Consider the following 14,891-nt stretch of genomic DNA (forward strand, 5'->3'; position numbering starts at 1 on the left):
CAGCGCGGTCAGCGGTACCTCTTCAGCTCGCGCCGGGCCAGCGAGCGCTTGTGCACCTCGTCCGGGCCGTCGGCGAGCCGGAGGGTGCGGTTGCCGGCCCAGAGCTGGGCGAGCGGGGTGTCCTGGCTGACGCCGGCCGCGCCGTGGGCCTGGACGGCCTTGTCGAGGATCCACTCGACCGTGCGCGGGGTGGCGATCTTGATGGCCTGGATCTCGGTGTGCGCGCCGCGGTTGCCGACGGTGTCCATCAGCCAGGCGGTCTTCAGCACCAGCAGCCGCAACTGCTCGATGCGGACCCGGGATTCGGCGATCCAGTCCTGCACCACGCCCTGCTCGGCGAGCGGCCGGCCGAAGGCGACCCGGTCCAGCGTCCGCCGGCACATCAGCTCGACGGCGCGTTCGGCCATGCCGATCGCCCGCATGCAGTGGTGGATCCGGCCGGGCCCGAGCCGGGCCTGCGCGATGGCGAAGCCGGCGCCCTCCTCACCGATCAGGTTCTCAGCGGGGACGCGGACGCCGTCGAAGTGGACCTCGGCGTGGCCGCCGTGGTCGGCGTCGTCGTAGCCGAAGGCCTTCATGCCGCGCCGGACGGTGACCCCGGGGGTGTCGCGCGGGACGAGGATCATGCTCTGCTGCCGGTGCGGCTCGGCGTCCGGGTCGGTCTTGCCCATCACGATGAGGATCCGGCACCGCGGGTTCATCGCCCCGGTGATGTACCACTTGCGGCCGGTGACCACGTACGCGTCTCCGTCGCGCTCGATCCGGGTCTCGACGTTGGTGGCGTCGGAGGAGGCCACGTCGGGCTCGGTCATCGCGAAGGCGGACCGGATCTCCGCGTCGAGCAGGGGCCGCAACCACCGCTCGCGCTGCTCGGCGGAGCCGAACTGGGCGAGCAGTTCCATGTTCCCGGTGTCGGGGGCGGCGCAGTTGAGCGCGACGGGCGCGAGCTGCGGGCTGCGTCCGGTGATCTCGGCGAGCGGGGCGTACTGGAGGTTGGTGAGACCGGCGCCCTCCTCCCCGGGGAGGCTGTGCCGGTTCGTCAGGAAGAGGTTCCACAGCCCCTGCTTGCGAGCCTCGGCCTGCAGTTCGGCGACGACCGGCGGGACGTCCCAGTGCGGGCGGGCCGGGTCGGCGAGCTGGGCCTCCAGCACCGGCTCGGCGGGGTGGACGTGCTGGTCCATGAAGGCGAGCAGCCGCTCGCGCAGTTCCAGCGTGCGGGCGTCGTACGCGAAGTCCATCAGCGGTCCTTGAGGGTGGTGAGGCCGTGCTCGGCCAGGACGGGTGCCATCTCGCCCGCCCGCTCGAAGCCGGCGCCGAGCGTGCGACCCTGCTGGAAGCGGTAGTGGATGCCCTCGGCGACGACGGCGAGCTTGAAGGAGGCGAAGGCGACGTACCAGTCGAGCTCGGCGGCGTCGCGGCCGGTGAGTCCGGCGTAGCGGGCGACGAGTTCGCCCGCCGGGGGGAAGCCGGGGGCGGTCGCCGCGGAGGGGATGATGCCGCCGCCGACCCCGGCCAGTTCGGTGTACATCACCAGCAGGCCGACGTCGGTGAGCGGGTCGCCGAGGGTGGACATCTCCCAGTCCAGCACGGCGGTGATGGTGTCCTCGGCGTCGATCAGCACGTTGTCCAGCCGGTAGTCGCCGTGCACCAGCGCGGGCGCCGGCGAGGCGGGCAGCCGGGTGGCGAGCAGGTCGTGCAGCCGGTCCACGCCGGGCAGTTCGCGGCTGCGGGAGGCGGCCAGCTGGGTGGACCAGCGGCGCAGCTGGCGCTCCAGGTAGCCCTCCGGGCGGCCGAAGTCGGCCAGCCCGACGGCGGCCGGGTCGATCCGGTGCAGGGTGGCGAGGGTGTCGACCAGCCGCTCGCCGAGGGCGTGGACGCGGTCCGGGCCGAGCGCGGCCAGCGGGGCGGCGTCCCGGTGGGCGGTGCCGGGCACGAACTCCATCAGGTACCAGGGCGCGCCGAGCACCTCCGTCCCGGTGTCCAGGTGGAGGGTGCCGGGGATGGGCACGCCGGTGCCGCGCAGGGCGGTCATCACCCGGTGTTCGCGTCCCATGTCGTGCGCGGTGGCCAGCACGTGCCCGAGCGGCGGCCGGCGCAGCACCCACCGGGTGGTGCCGTCGGTGAGCACGTAGGTGAGGTTGGAGCGGCCGCCCTCGATCAGCCGGGCCCGCAGCGGGCCGGTCACCGTGCCGGGCAGCTCGCGGTCGAGGTGGCCGCGGAGCCGGGCGAGATCCAGGCCGGGCGGGTCGGGGGTCTCGGTCGGGTTCTCTGGCACGGGCTCGATCTCCTCACTCCGACTGACTAAGCGCTTGCTTAGCATTCAGCCCGGGGGTGTGCCGTGTCAATGGCGCCGGACCGGACCGCCAGAATGTCCCCCATGAGGTTGATCCACACCCTGGTCGGCGTGCTGCTCCTGCTGCTCACCGTCGGCAGCATCCTGCGCACCCTGGTCGTCCCGCGCGGCCTCTACTCCGCCCTGGTGCACCGGCTCTGGCGGAGCCTGCGCACCCTGCTGCGGTGGTCCGCGACACCGTTCGGCGGCTACCGCGCGCACGACCGGGCGCAGACCTGGCTCGCTCCGCTGATCCTGCTCGGCATGCTCGGGGTGTGGCTCGGCGCCATGCTGATCGCGTACACGCTGCTGCTGCACGGCACCTCGCAGCTGGACTGGGCGGTGTCCTTCCGGGAGGCCGGCTCCAGCCTCTTCACCCTCGGCTTCGCCAGCGGCGAGCGGCTGCACCTCTCCGCCATCGACTTCATGGCCGCCGCCAGCGGACCGCTGGTGATCGCCCTGCAGATCGCCTACCTGCCCACCCTGTACGGCGCCTACAACCGCCGCGAACTCGAGGTGACCCTCCTGCAGTCCCGGGCCGGCGAACCCGCCTGGGGGCCCGAACTGCTCGCCCGCCAGTCCCTCGTGGACACCGAGACCGCCCTCCCCCAGCTCTACCGCGACTGGGAGCGGCTCGCCGCCGACATCGGCGAGAGCCACTCCAACTACCCCGTGCTGCTGTCCTTCCGCTCCCCGCAGCCGAACCGCAGCTGGGTGGTCGGCCTCACCGCCGTGATGGACGCGGCCGCGATCCACCTCGCCGTCAACCCGCGTTCCGCCCCGCCCGAGGCCCGGCTCGTCCTCCGGGCCGGGTTCACCGCCCTGCGCGACATCGCCCGCTCGCTGCGCATCGACTTCGACCCGGACCCGTCCCCCGAGACCCCGATCCGGCTCAGCTACACCGAGTTCGACGCGGCGGTGGCGATGATCAACGCCGCCGGCTTCCCCCGGGAACGCCCCACCCCCGACGCCTGGCCGCACTTCCACGGCTGGCGCGTCAACTACGAGGCCCTCGCCTACGAACTCGCCCGCCGCAGCGACGCCGTCCCCTCCCTGTGGACCGGCCCCCGCGACTTCCCGGCTCCGCCCATCCCCCCGGCCCGCCCCGCCGACCGCCGCCCCGGGTCGCCCCCGAAGGGCTGACCCCCGGGCTCCTGAGGCTCCCTCCCTCGGGGCCGGGTCGGGCTGCCGCTGGCCGGCATCCGGGCCGTGCTCGGCGCGGCCCCCGGCTTCCTGGCCGCCGGCGGCGTGGGCCGGCGGCCGGGTGGGCGTCAGACCTCGGTCGGGGTGCCGGTGGCGAGGGAGCGTTCGGCGGCGGCCAGGATCTCGACCACGCGGAGGCCGAAGGCGGCGTCGCACGGGTGCGGGGTGCCGGAGCGGGCGGAGTCGTGCAGGGCGTCCAGGGCCCGGTGGAGGGCGGCGATCGGGCCCTCGCCGCGTTCGGGGAGGTGGACGACCCCGGACTCGCCGCGCAGCTCCATGCCGGTGCCGCCGGCGGCGACCGGCGCGGTCAGGCTGAGCGCGAGGGTGCTGGACGCGCCGCCGGCGTGCCGCAGCACCAGGTGGACGGTGTCCAGCGGACCGGCCACGGCGGTGACCAGGGTGGCGTCCCCGAGGACGGGCAGCAGGACGGAGAGCGCGTGCGGGCCGACGTCCCAGAGCGCGCCCTTCTCCCGCCGCCACGGCGAGGCCGCGTACGGGCTGGTGCTGTCGGGGGCGAACACCGAGCCGAGCCAGTCCGAGCGGCCGGTGAACCAGCCCCCGGTCGCGGCCTGCTTCTCGATCCACGGCAGCTGCTCGCCGCCGAAGCGGACGGTGAAGAACACCACCGAGGCGACGCGGTGGGCGAGGCTCGCCTCCAGCACCCGCCGCGCGTCCGGGACGGTCAGCGCGACCGGCTTGTCGAGCAGCAGGTGGCAGCCGGCCCCGGCGGCCCGCACCGCCAGGTCGGCCTGGACGGCCGGCGGCAGGGCGATCGAGACGGCGTCCACCTCGGCGAGCAGCCGGTCGAGGTCCGCGTACCCGGGCACGCCGTGCGCCGCGCCCAGTGCCTCGGCCGCCTCGGGCCGGCGGCCCCAGACGCCCGCGAACTCGAAGGAGGGGTGCTCGGCGAGGACGGGCGCGTGCACCCGCTCGGCCCAGGGGCCGGTACCCAGCAGTCCGATCCGCATGGTGTCTCTCTTCTCTTGCTTGCACTTGCTCGCACGTGCGCACGCCGCGGTCAGGCTCCTGCGTACGCCACGGTCAGCTCCGGACGGTCGGCTCCGGACGGTCAGCTCCGGACGGTCAGCTCTGGACGCGGGCCAGCGTGAAGCCGTCGTAGCCCTTGCTGCCGACGGTCTGCACGGACGTCGCCGTCACCCGCGGCTCGTCGGCGATCAGCTCGTGCAGCCGGCGGGTGGCGGTGATCGCCGGATCGGTGCTCGCCGCGTCGGCGACCGCCCCGCCGCGCACCACGTTGTCGACCACGATCAGCGAGCCGGGCCGGGTCAGCTCCAGCGCGCGGGCGAAGTACTCGGGGTTGCCCGGCTTGTCCGCGTCGATGAAGACCAGGTCGAAGGGCTCGACGCCGTCCGCCACCAGGGCGGCCAGCGAGTCGGCGGCGCGGCCGACCCGGACCTCGGCCACCTGCTGCAGCCCGGCCCGGGCGAGGTTGCCGCGCGCCACCTCGGCGTGCACCGGGTCCAGCTCCAGCGTGATCAGCGTGCCGTCGGCGGGCAGCGCCCGGCCCAGCCAGATCGCGCTGTAGCCGCCGAGCGTGCCGACCTCCAGGATGCGGCGCGCACCCGCGGTGAGGGCCAGCAGGTGCAGCAGCTTGCCCTGGTTGGGCGCCACCGCGATGTGCGGCAGCCCCGCCGCGTCGGCCGCGGCCACCGCGGCCTCCAGCACCGGGTCGTGCCCGATCAGCTGCTCGGAGAAGTACGCGTCCACGGCGTCCCACGTCGGCTGCGCCTGCTGCGTCATCGGACCCTCCAGTACGGTGCGTGATCGGCACGTTCCCGCCGATGCTACTCCGGGGGCCCGACGACGCCCGGGTCGGCGCCCGCGGGCCGTCAGTCCGCGACGGGCGCCTTCGCGGCCGCGACCGCCGCCTCCTCGGCCTCGATCGCGGCGTGCGCCTTGGCGGCCCGACGCTTCATGATCCAGGCCGAGCCGGCGCCGACCAGCACCGCCGCGGCCAGACCCGCCCACGAGAACCGGGACAGCCACGGCTCGATGCTCTTGCCCACCTTGTAGACCAGCAGCGTCGTGCCGCCGGCCCAGACCACGCCGCCCAGCACGTTGGCGATCAGGAACTTCCAGTACGGCATCTTCAGCGCGCCGGCGAGCGGCCCGGCGAAGATGCGCAGCAGAGCGATGAACCGGCCGAAGAAGACCGCCCACATCCCCCACTTCTGGAACGAGCGCTCCGCGGTGGCCAGGTGGGACGGCCCGAAGTGCTTGGGGAACTTCCGCCCGAGCTTCTCGAACAGCGGCTTGCCGCCCTTGCGCCCGATCGAGTACCCGATCGAGTCGCCGATGATCGCGCCGAGGATCGCGACCACCGCCACCCCGACGGGGCTCACGTTGCCCTTGACCGCCATCAGCGAGGCCGTGACCAGCGCGATCTCACCGGGCAGCGGGATGCCCAGCGACTCCAGCCCGATGATCAGGCCGACGAGCGCGTACACCGCCGTCGAGGGGACGCTCTCGATCCAGGCGTCGATGTGCAAGGCCGGTTACCTCCGTGGCAGGACGAGCCGCGGTGGCGGCACCCGGTGGTGCCTGGCCGGCGGTCTCGGCGTCGATCGATGACGGCACCCAGGCCGCACCCCGAAAGTTCAGCCTAACGTGCCGAGGCGGCCCGTCCCCCTGGCCGATCACCCCCGACTAGGACGTCCGACGCGCCGCCGTGGTTCCGGCCCGGCCACCGGTGATGATCTTTTCCGCCGAGTGCGCGGCGCCCCGCGACCGCCCGGAGTGCGGCTCAGGGCCGGCCCGCGAAGTCCAGGGCGGTGACCGCGGGGCGGCGGGTGGCCAGCGGGGGGACGCTCAGCGCGAGCGGCAGCAGGGCGCCGACCAGGCCGCGCCCGCCGGTCGGCCGCACGTCCCGGACCGCGGCCACCGCCGGGCTGGCGGTGCGGAGCTTGCCCCGCTCGTCCGCGTCCATCGCCCACGGCATCGGCGGCGCCTGGTACCCGTGGCTGCGCACCCGGCCGCTCACGGTGAGCCGGCCGAACCAGCGCGGCACGGTGTCCAGCAGGAACGTCGCCCCCGGAAGGCGTTCGGCGCAGCCCGCGATCAGGGCGCGCACCTGCGGCGGCCGGAGGTACATCAGCAGGCCCTGGGCGCTGACCAGCACCCCGTGGGGGGTCTCGACCTCGTCCATCCAGCGCGGGTCGGTGGCCGAGCAGGCGAGGATCCGGTGGCGCTCGTCCGGTGGCAGCAGGCGCTCGCGCAGGGCGGCGGTCTCCGGCAGGTCGACGGAGAGCCAGTGGGCGCGACCGTTGTCCACCCGCCAGGCCTGGGTCTCCAGGCCCTCGCCGAGGCAGACCACCGTGCCGCGCGGGTGGCGGGCGAGGAAGTCCTCGACCTCGCGGTCGAAGCAGGCGGCGCGCAGGGCCTGGATCTGGGCGACGGCCGCTCCCCGGCCGAACCGCTCGGCGAACGGGTAGTCGATCCGCTCCACCAGTTCGACGGCCTTCGGGTCGTGGAGCACGGTGTCCGGCCGGCGCGCCTCCACCGCCCGGTGCCACAGCGTCCACAGCGCCGTCTCCGGCACCGCGCCCAGCTCCGGCCGCTCCCCGCTGCTCATCCCGCGCTCCCTCTGGCCCGCGCCTGCTCTCCCGGCCTGCGCTCCCGGCATGGACCCGCCGATTCTGACACCCACGGGCGCACGAACCGGGCGCACGGCGTCACGGCGCGCCGGGGAGGGCGCCCCTGCACGCCGGGGTGGCGCTTCCCGACCCGGCGGCCCGTCCCCGACCGGCGAGCTTCCTGCTCCGGCGGCCCGGCCCCCTACCGGCGAGCCTCCCGACCCGGCGGCCCGTCCCCGACCCGGCGGCTCGCGGTCACCCGACGCTGAACGCGCCGTCCGGGGGTGGCGGGCTGTCCGTCGCGTCGGCGTCCGTCACCACCGGGGTGCGGCCGCAGAACGCGGCGAGGTCGGCGCCGTCCGTCAGGCGGGCCGGGAAGATGTCGGCGGCCAGGCTGCGGGCCAGGTCCGCCACCGGGAGCGGGGCCGTCGAGCCGACCAGCAGGATGTTGCCGTACCGGCGCCCGCGCAGCACCGGCGCCTCGGCGATCAGGCAGGTCTCCGGGAAGACGCTGCGCAGGGTCGCCGCCTGGGCGCGGGCGAACGCGAGCGGCGGCCCGTCCGCGAGGTTGGCGGCGTAGCAGCCGCCGGGGCGCAGGGCGGCGGCCGCCAGCCGCAGGAACTCCACCGACGTGAGGTGCGCGGGGGTGCGGGAGCCGTGGAAGACGTCGGCGACGACGAGGTCCACCGAGCCGGCCGGGACGGCCGCGAGCGCGGCCCGGGCGTCACCGACGGTGGCGGTGATGTCGACGCCGGGCCCCCGCCAGGGCAGGTGCTCCTCGACCAGGGCGAGCAGCGGGCCGTCGACCTCGGCCACCTGCTGGCGCGAGCCGGGGCGGGTGGCGGCGAGGTAGCGCGGGACGGTGAGGGCGCCGCCACCGAGGTGGAGCGCGTCGAGCGGCTGCCCGGCGGGGGCGACGGCGTCGACGAGGTGGCCGAGCCGCCGGGTGTACTCGAACTCCAGGTGGGTGGGGTCGCCCAGGTCGACGTAGGACTGCGGGGTGTCGTCCAGGGTGAGCAGCCAGCCGCCGTCGTGGTCGATGTCGGGCATCAGCTTGGCCAGCCCGAGGTCGGTCCTGCGCGCGACCGGGACGGGGTCTTCGGTGGTCACTCGGCGCGCTCCGGGGCTGGCAGGTAGGCGTCGAGCCAGTGGTCGAGCTCGGTGAAGAACTGGGCGCGGGCGTCCGGCCCGGAGAGGACGAGGTCGTGCACGCCGCCCTTGATCCGGACGATGGTGACGTGCCGGCCGAGCCGCGGGCCGACGGCGGCGATGTCGTCGGCGCGCAGCACGGCGTCGGCGTGGTGCAGGGCGGCCTGCCACTTGGTGGTGGAGATCGACGCGGTGGAGGCCATCAGCAGCACGGGGACGTCGATGCCGAGGCCGCGCCGGGCCTGCCGCTGGCCGCGCTGGATGGCGGCGAGCCAGCCGGCGTACAGCGGGAAGCCCTCGGCGGGCTTGAGCCGGAGGTCGAACTCCCATTCGCCGCGGTGGGCGCGGTGCAGGCTGTGCACGTAGTGCGGGTTGAGCGTCGAGGGGAGCTTGCGGGTGCCGGCGAAGCGGCCGAGCGCGTCGACCGCGGGCGCGCCGATGGCCCGGACGGCCGGGCCGGCGGGCATGGAGAGGAACGGGCTGTTGAGGAAGAGCCCGTCGACGACTCCCCGCCCGGCCCGCCGGCCGGCCCAGAGCGCGGTGACCAGGCCGCCGGTGGAGTGGCCGTTGACCAGCAGCTGCCGGTGGCCGTCCTGCTCGCGGATGATCCGGACGGCCGCGTCCAGCTCCTCGTCGTAGGCGGCGAGGTCGCGGACGAAGTTCGGCGAGTGGTGGGGGCGCAGCGAGCGGCCGTACTTGCGCAGGTCGAGGGCGTAGAAGGAGTAGCCGCGTTCCACGTAGTGGTCGGCCAGGTGGGTCTGGAAGAAGTAGTCGACGTAGCCGTGGACGTACAGCACGGCGCGGTCGCTGCCGGGGACCAGCCGCCGGACCAGGGTGGCGCTGACGTCGCCCTCCTCGTCGGGGGTGAGCGGCAGCTCGACCGACTCGTAGGGGGCGCCCAGAATGTCTTCCCGGAATTCCATGCCCGTCGTTCCCATTCCTCTGCTCCGACCTGCTCCGACGTGCTCCGACGTGCCGTGACCTGCTCCGACGTGACCTGCTCGACGCGGTCCGGCCGGCCGGTCGTGACCGGCCCGGTGCGTCGGGAGCACCGACGATACCGGCCGGTAGCCGGGCGCGCGGCACCGCGGTCACCGCGCCGCGGGTGCTCCCCCGCTCCCGGTGCGCCTGCTGTGCGCCCGTGGTCCTGTGGAACGCTACCCGGGCCACCGCCACTCCCCTTGTCGATGAAGCGAGTTGAGGAGTCAGCATGCCGCACGGGCACCACCCGAAGGCCGGTCACGGCGACCCGTCCCTCTACCGGACGCCCGCCGAGGCGATCGCCGCACCGCCGGAGAAGCTGGCCTACGTGGCCGGGTTCGACCGGTCGGCGCGGCGGCCGGACGCGCTGATCACCGTGGACACCGATCCGGCCTCCGCAACGTACGGGCGAGTGCTCAACTTCGCCGAACTGCCGGGGCTCGGCGACGAGCTGCACCACTTCGGCTGGAACGCCTGCTCCAGCGCGCTGGCGCACGCCTGCCACCAGAGCCCGGAGCGGCGGTACCTGCTGCTGCCCGGGCTGCGGTCGTCCCGGCTGCACGTGATGGACACCCGGCCGGATCCGGTGCGGCCGCGGCTGGTGAAGACGGTGCCGGCGGAGGAGCTGGCGGCCAGAGCGGGGTACTCGCGGCCGCACACGCTGCACTGCGGGCCGGACGGCGTCTTCCTGTCCTGCCTGGGCGGCGGGGACGGCGCCGACGGGCCGGGCGGGGTGGCGCTGCTCGACCACACCACCTTCGACGTGCTGCGCGCCTGGGAGACGGAACGCGGGCCGCAGCACCTCGCCTACGACGTGTGGTGGCACCTGGGGACCAACGTGGGCGTGACCAGCGAGTGGGGCACGCCGCGGATGGTCGAGGACGGGGTGGTGCCGGAGCTGCTGCTGGGCCGCGCGTACGGGCACGCGCTGCACTTCTGGGAGCTGGACTCGGGTCGGCACCTGCAGCGGGTCGACCTCGGCGACCAGTACCAGATGGTGCTGGAGCTGCGGCCGGCGCACGACCCGCAGGCCGAGTGGGGGTTCGTGGGCGTGGTCGCCAACGTGGAGGACCTCTCCGCCTCGGTCTGGCTCTGGTACCGGGACGGCGCGGCGTTCACCGCGCGCAAGGTGATCGAGATACCGGCCGAGCCGGCGAAGGCCGAGGACCTGCCGCCGGCCCTGCAGCCGTTCGGGGCGGTGCCGCCGCTGGTGACGGACATCAACCTGTCGGTGGACGACCGCTGGTTGTACGTCTCCGCCTGGGGCACCGGCGAGCTGTTCCAGTACGACGTCTCCGACCCGTTCCGCCCGCGGCTCGCCGGTTCGGTGCGCCTGGGCGGGGTGGCCGCGCGGACGCCGCACCCGGCCGAGCCGGACCGGCCGCTGAGCGGCGCGCCGCAGATGGTCGAGATCAGCCGGGACGGGCGGCGGCTGTACCTCACCAACTCGCTGTACGGCGCCTGGGACGACCAGTTCTACCCGGACGGCATCGAGCCGTGGCTGGTCAAGCTGGACGCCGGCACCGAGGCGGGCGGCCTGACCGTCGACCAGCGGTTCTACCCGCACGGGGCGGAGTTCCGGGGGCTGCGGGTGCACCAGACGCACCTGGCGGGCGGGGACGCCTCCTCGGACTCGTACTGCTTCCGGTAGGCGGGCGGTCCGGCGGGCCGGGGCCTCGGCGGGCCGGCGATCCGGGGCCCTCGGCGGGCCGGGGCCCTCGGCGGGCCGGCGGGCCTCGGGCGAGCAGGGCCCCGGCGGGCCGACGAGTACCCGGTGAGCGGGGGCTTCAGCGCCGGGCCACCGGGTCGTGGTGGACGCGGGCGGGCGGCAGGCCGGCGGCGACCAGCCGAGTGCGCACCTCGTCCACCAGGCCGGCCGGCCCGCTGACGCAGGCGAGGTGGTCGCTCCAGTCGCCGCCGCGGCCGACCGCCTCGGCGAGCCGGCGGCGGCCCGCCGGACCGTCGTCGGCGACCGGGACCAGCTCCAACCATGGCTTGCGGCCGCCGAGTTCGGCGAGCGCGGGCCAGTCGTAGAGGTCGGCGCGGTCCCGGGCGCCGACGAACAGGTGGACCTTGCGGCCGCGCGGGCGGTGCGCGGCCAGCTGCTCGACGATCGCCTTCATCGGCGCCAGCCCGGTGCCTCCGGCCACCAGCAGCAGGTCGCGGGTGTCGTCCTCGGGCATCAGCGAGCCGCGCGGCGGGCCGAGCCGCAGCCGGTCGCCGACGGCGGTCCGCTCGACCAGGGCCGCGCTGACGCCGCCCGGGCCGGTGCGGCGGACGTGGAACTCCACCTCGTTGTCGGGGCGCGGCGCGCAGCCCATCGAGTACTGGCGCCAGGTGTGCGGCAGCAGCGGGTGCTCGACGGTGCCGTACTGGCCGGCGCGGTACGGGTAGGGCTCGCCGGTGCGGACCCGGAGCACGGCGAGGTCGGGGCGGCGGCGCTCGTGGCCGACCACCACGGCGTGCCAGTACGGGGGTTCGGTGAGCGCGGACTCGGCGCCGGCCACCATGGCCGCGACGCCGAACCGGATCATCCGGACCCACGCCGCCTCCAGCTCGCCCGTCCACCCCGAGCCGGCCCGGTGCCGGAGCGCCTCGCACAACGCCTCCTCGAAGGCCTCGTAGTGGACCGGCCGGACGCCGAGTTTGCGGTGGTCCCGGCCGAGCCGGGCGAGCGTGTCGGCGAGCTCGTCGGGCCGGTCGAGGTGCTCGACCAGGTAGGTGAACATCCGTGCCAGGTGGGTCTGTTGGAACTCCATCGAGGCGGGGAAGAGCGCGCGCAGGTACGGGCGGCGGGCGAACATGAACGCGTACAGGTGGTCGATCAGGTCGGCGAACGGGGTGACCAGGCCGAGGGCGCGCAGGATCAGCCGCTGGTCGCCGGCACCGTCGTAGCCCGCGCCGTCGTAGCCCGCGTAGCCCGCGCCGTCGTGACCGTCGTAGCCGGTGGCGTCGTGACCGTCGTGGCCCGCTCCGGCCTGGCCGGTGCCGCGGCGGCCGGCGTCGCCGCCGGGCGGCGACACCGCGTCCCGGTGGCTCGGCGCCGGCGCGAGGAGCTGCCGGCGCAGGAGCATGGCCTGGTGGCGCGCGATCAACCGGTCGTACTCGGTGGTGCTGCTGGTCTCCATGGATCAGCAGCCTAACCATCCGTCAGTTCCCTTACGGACGACCACGGTTCACCATGGCGAGCGGTTTCCGGGCAGGGCGGGGCCCGGACGGCGACAGGTCCAGTGAACGCCCGGCCGGCAGGCCGGGAACAGGGCCGGCGGTCCCGCCCGGACCGGGACCTCCGGACTAACGCGGCGCCTGCGAAGGGGACTCCCGGCCCGCCGTCCCGGCGCCGCCGGCCCGCCCCTCGACGCCGCCGGAGTCGCCACCGGAGCCCCGGCCGGGTCCGGGACCGCGGCCGGCGCCCGATCCCGCCACCGGGGCGGTAGCGACCCAACTGGCCAGCAGCCGGAGTGACTCGGCTGAGGTCGAGCCGGGGTCGGCGTGGTAGGTGACCAGCACCAGGTCCGGGTCGCCGGCCGGGCGCAGGGTCTCGTACCGCAGGGTCAGCCGGCCGACCACCGGGTGGTGCAGCTCCTTGGTGCCGTGACCCTTGTCGCGGATGTCGTGGGCGGCCCAGAGCCGTCGGAAGTCGGCGCTCTTGAGCGAGAGTTCACCGATCAGCGAGGTGAGCCGGGGGTCGTCGGGGTCGCGCCCGGCGTCCAGCCGCAGGATGCCGACCACGTCGGTGGCCTTGCCCTCCCAGTCGTCGTACAACTCGCGCGCGGCCGGGTCGAGGAAGACGTGCCAGGCCATGTTGCGCTGCTCGGGCGGCATCGCGGCGAAGTCGCCGAGCAGCGCGTTGCCGAGCCGGTTCCAACCCACGACGTCCAGCCGCCGGCCGAGCACGTACGCGGGCACGCCCTCCATCGCGTCGAGCAACTGCCGCAGCGCCGGGCGGACCTGCTGCGGACGGGCGGCCGCGGCGCGCCCGCTCCGGCGGCGGACCGGCTTGGTGATCCGCTGGAGGTGTTCGCGCTCGGCGGTGGTGAGCCGCAGGGCGCGGGCGATCGAGTCGAGCACGGCGGCGGAGACGGACTCGCCGTGGCCCTGTTCCAGCCGGATGTAGTAGGCCGTGCTCACACCCGCCAGCTGCGCCAGCTCCTCCCGGCGCAGCCCGGGGACGCGCCGCCGCCCGCCGGTGTCGGGCAGGCCGACGTCCTCGGGCCGCAGCCGGGCCCGCCGCGACCGGAGGAATTCGCTGAGTTCGGTGCGCTGGTCCATGCGGCCAGTATGAGGGTGAGGCTGCCAGTCGTACGTTGGGCGTGCGTACGACCGGGGTGCGTACGACAAGTGCTGATCTGGTTACCGGCGGCGAGCCGCCGCAGGCTGGAGCACATGACGAACACGACGAACACGATGAACGCCACGAACCCGATGAACGGGACGAGCGCGACGAACCAGACGCCGCGGACCGTCGCCGCGTACGCCGCCCCCGCGCCGAAGGCACCGCTCGCGAAGACCACCATCGAGCGCCGGGCGCTGGGCGCGCACGACATCCTGATCGACGTCCGCTTCGCGGGCATCTGCCACTCCGACATCCACCAGGTCGGCGAGGACTGGGGCGACGGCATCTTCCCGATGGTGCCGGGCCACGAGATCGCCGGTGTGGTCGCCGAGGTCGGCCCGGGCGTGACCCGCTGGGCGGTCGGCGACCGGGTCGGGGTCGGCTGCTTCGTCGACTCCTGCCGCGAGTGCGACAACTGCCGGGCCGGGCTGCAGCAGTTCTGCACCGGCGCCTCGGGCGCGGTCTTCACCTACAACGGCGTCGGCCGCGACGGCGAGCCGACCTACGGCGGCTACTCCACCCAGCTGGTGGTGGACGAGGGGTACGCGCTGCGCATCCCGGACGCGCTGCCGCTGGACGTCGCCGCCCCGCTGCTCTGCGCCGGCATCACCCTGTACTCGCCGCTCAACCACTGGGGCGCCGGGCCGGGCAAGAGGGTCGCGATCGTCGGCCTCGGCGGCCTCGGGCACATGGGCGTGAAGATCGCGCACGCCATGGGCGCGGAGGTCACCGTGCTCAGCCAGTCGCTGCGCAAGCGCGAGGACGGCCTCAAGCTCGGCGCCGACGACTACCGCGCCACCTCCGACCCGGCCACCTTCACCGACCTGGCCGGCACCTTCGACCTGATCGTCAACACCGTCTCCGCCGACCTCGACCTCAGCGCCTACCTCGGCCTGCTGAAGACGAACGGGACGCTCGTCCAGGTCGGCGCCCCCGAGAAGCCGGTCACGGTCAACGCCCACGCCCTCCTCGTGGGCCGCAAGTCGCTCTCCGGCTCGATGATCGGCGGCCTCCCGGAGACCCAGGAGATGCTGGACTTCTGCGCCGAGCACGGCATCGGCGCCGAGATCGAGCTGATCCGCGCCGACCAGATCAACGAGGCCTACGCCCGCGTCCTGGCCAGCGACGTCCGTTACCGCTTCGTCATCGACACCTCCACCATCTGACCCCCCTCGCCCCCGACTTCCCGCCCCGCACCACACCACCCCGACGCCCGGCCGGCACGATGGCCACGACGCCCCGCCTCCGGTGCTCTCTCATCACGGGAGGCGGGGCGCCGCGGTGGGGCCGGGTCGGC

13 protein-coding genes are annotated in these 14,891 nt (G+C 74.8%); 3 read left to right on the plus strand and 10 right to left on the minus strand.

Annotation, left to right across the window (positions count from 1 at the left end; all coding sequences use genetic code 11):
* Positions 1–8: 8 nt before the first annotated feature.
* The gene (locus tag ACFVHB_RS31915; RefSeq protein WP_380329158.1) at positions 9–1,238 is read right to left on the minus strand and encodes an acyl-CoA dehydrogenase family protein; all 1,230 of its coding nucleotides are present in this window, start codon (positions 1,236–1,238) and stop codon (positions 9–11) included.
* Positions 1,238–2,320 (minus strand): phosphotransferase family protein, encoded by a 1,083-nt coding sequence (locus tag ACFVHB_RS31920; protein ID WP_380329160.1) that lies wholly within the window; start codon positions 2,318–2,320, stop codon positions 1,238–1,240. The genes ACFVHB_RS31915 and ACFVHB_RS31920 overlap by 1 nt, the downstream gene beginning before the upstream one ends.
* 57 nt (positions 2,321–2,377) lie before the next feature.
* Here ACFVHB_RS31920 and ACFVHB_RS31925 point away from each other — a divergent pair, with 57 nt between their 5' ends.
* Positions 2,378–3,475, plus strand: coding sequence for a hypothetical protein (locus ACFVHB_RS31925; protein ID WP_380329162.1), 1,098 nt, complete (start codon positions 2,378–2,380; stop codon positions 3,473–3,475).
* A 128-nt stretch (positions 3,476–3,603) separates the two neighbouring features.
* Here ACFVHB_RS31925 and ACFVHB_RS31930 read toward each other — a convergent pair whose 3' ends face one another.
* The 6 genes from ACFVHB_RS31930 to ACFVHB_RS31955 all read right to left on the minus strand — a co-directional run bounded on the left by ACFVHB_RS31930 (position 3,604) and on the right by ACFVHB_RS31955 (position 9,200).
* Positions 3,604–4,503 (minus strand): Gfo/Idh/MocA family protein, encoded by a 900-nt coding sequence (locus ACFVHB_RS31930; protein ID WP_380329164.1) that lies wholly within the window; start codon positions 4,501–4,503, stop codon positions 3,604–3,606.
* A gap of 115 nt (positions 4,504–4,618) precedes the next feature.
* Positions 4,619–5,296: an O-methyltransferase gene (locus tag ACFVHB_RS31935; RefSeq protein WP_380329166.1), complete on the minus strand. Its 678-nt coding sequence runs from the start codon at positions 5,294–5,296 to the stop codon at positions 4,619–4,621.
* 89 nt (positions 5,297–5,385) lie between these two features.
* The gene (locus tag ACFVHB_RS31940; RefSeq protein WP_380329168.1) at positions 5,386–6,045 is read right to left on the minus strand and encodes a DedA family protein; all 660 of its coding nucleotides are present in this window, start codon (positions 6,043–6,045) and stop codon (positions 5,386–5,388) included.
* Positions 6,046–6,299: 254 nt separating this feature from the next.
* Complete coding sequence (locus tag ACFVHB_RS31945) at positions 6,300–7,127, minus strand: class I SAM-dependent methyltransferase (RefSeq protein WP_380329170.1); 828 nt, start codon at positions 7,125–7,127, stop codon at positions 6,300–6,302.
* Positions 7,128–7,383: 256 nt separating this feature from the next.
* Positions 7,384–8,178 carry a spermidine synthase gene (locus ACFVHB_RS31950; protein ID WP_380329214.1) on the minus strand — a complete coding sequence of 265 codons (795 nt, stop codon included), beginning with the start codon at positions 8,176–8,178 and terminating at the stop codon, positions 7,384–7,386.
* A gap of 56 nt (positions 8,179–8,234) precedes the next feature.
* A complete protein-coding gene (locus ACFVHB_RS31955) occupies positions 8,235–9,200 on the minus strand; it encodes an alpha/beta hydrolase (RefSeq protein WP_380329172.1) in 966 nt (321 codons plus the stop codon).
* A 287-nt stretch (positions 9,201–9,487) separates the two neighbouring features.
* On the opposite strand from ACFVHB_RS31955, the gene ACFVHB_RS31960 reads away from it, so the two are divergent.
* Positions 9,488–10,909, plus strand: a complete 1,422-nt coding sequence (locus tag ACFVHB_RS31960; protein WP_380329174.1) for a selenium-binding protein SBP56-related protein — start codon at positions 9,488–9,490, stop codon at positions 10,907–10,909.
* Positions 10,910–11,045: 136 nt separating this feature from the next.
* Here the strand turns inward: ACFVHB_RS31960 and ACFVHB_RS31965 are convergent, their stop codons facing one another.
* Together ACFVHB_RS31965 and ACFVHB_RS31970 are read right to left on the minus strand one after the other, a co-directional pair.
* The gene (locus ACFVHB_RS31965; RefSeq protein WP_380329176.1) at positions 11,046–12,386 is read right to left on the minus strand and encodes a globin domain-containing protein; all 1,341 of its coding nucleotides are present in this window, start codon (positions 12,384–12,386) and stop codon (positions 11,046–11,048) included.
* A 166-nt stretch (positions 12,387–12,552) separates the two neighbouring features.
* Positions 12,553–13,530 carry a helix-turn-helix domain-containing protein gene (locus ACFVHB_RS31970; RefSeq protein WP_380329178.1) on the minus strand — a complete coding sequence of 326 codons (978 nt, stop codon included), beginning with the start codon at positions 13,528–13,530 and terminating at the stop codon, positions 12,553–12,555.
* A 153-nt stretch (positions 13,531–13,683) separates the two neighbouring features.
* Between ACFVHB_RS31970 and ACFVHB_RS31975 the strand changes: the two genes are divergently transcribed.
* On the plus strand, positions 13,684–14,760 hold the full coding sequence (locus ACFVHB_RS31975; protein WP_380329216.1) for an NAD(P)-dependent alcohol dehydrogenase: 1,077 nt from the start codon (positions 13,684–13,686) through the stop codon (positions 14,758–14,760).
* Positions 14,761–14,891: the final 131 nt, after the last annotated feature.

The sequence above is a fragment of the Kitasatospora sp. NPDC127111 genome (assembly GCF_042677465.1).
Lineage (GTDB): Bacteria > Actinomycetota > Actinomycetes > Streptomycetales > Streptomycetaceae > Kitasatospora.

Excerpts from the sequence above, each read along its gene's own strand:
- ACFVHB_RS31915 (WP_380329158.1), bottom strand. The coding sequence starts at position 1,238 with ATGGACTTCGCGTACGACGCCCGCACGCTGGAACTGCGCGAGCGGCTG.
- ACFVHB_RS31920 (WP_380329160.1), bottom strand. The coding sequence starts at position 2,320 with ATGCTAAGCAAGCGCTTAGTCAGTCGGAGTGAGGAGATCGAGCCCGTG.
- ACFVHB_RS31925 (WP_380329162.1), top strand. The coding sequence starts at position 2,378 with ATGAGGTTGATCCACACCCTGGTCGGCGTGCTGCTCCTGCTGCTCACC.
- ACFVHB_RS31930 (WP_380329164.1), bottom strand. The coding sequence starts at position 4,503 with ATGCGGATCGGACTGCTGGGTACCGGCCCCTGGGCCGAGCGGGTGCAC.
- ACFVHB_RS31935 (WP_380329166.1), bottom strand. The coding sequence starts at position 5,296 with ATGACGCAGCAGGCGCAGCCGACGTGGGACGCCGTGGACGCGTACTTC.
- ACFVHB_RS31945 (WP_380329170.1), bottom strand. The coding sequence starts at position 7,127 with ATGAGCAGCGGGGAGCGGCCGGAGCTGGGCGCGGTGCCGGAGACGGCG.
- ACFVHB_RS31950 (WP_380329214.1), bottom strand. The coding sequence starts at position 8,178 with ATGCCCGACATCGACCACGACGGCGGCTGGCTGCTCACCCTGGACGAC.
- ACFVHB_RS31955 (WP_380329172.1), bottom strand. The coding sequence starts at position 9,200 with ATGGAATTCCGGGAAGACATTCTGGGCGCCCCCTACGAGTCGGTCGAG.
- ACFVHB_RS31960 (WP_380329174.1), top strand. The coding sequence starts at position 9,488 with ATGCCGCACGGGCACCACCCGAAGGCCGGTCACGGCGACCCGTCCCTC.
- ACFVHB_RS31965 (WP_380329176.1), bottom strand. The coding sequence starts at position 12,386 with ATGGAGACCAGCAGCACCACCGAGTACGACCGGTTGATCGCGCGCCAC.
- ACFVHB_RS31970 (WP_380329178.1), bottom strand. The coding sequence starts at position 13,530 with ATGGACCAGCGCACCGAACTCAGCGAATTCCTCCGGTCGCGGCGGGCC.
- ACFVHB_RS31975 (WP_380329216.1), top strand. The coding sequence starts at position 13,684 with ATGAACGGGACGAGCGCGACGAACCAGACGCCGCGGACCGTCGCCGCG.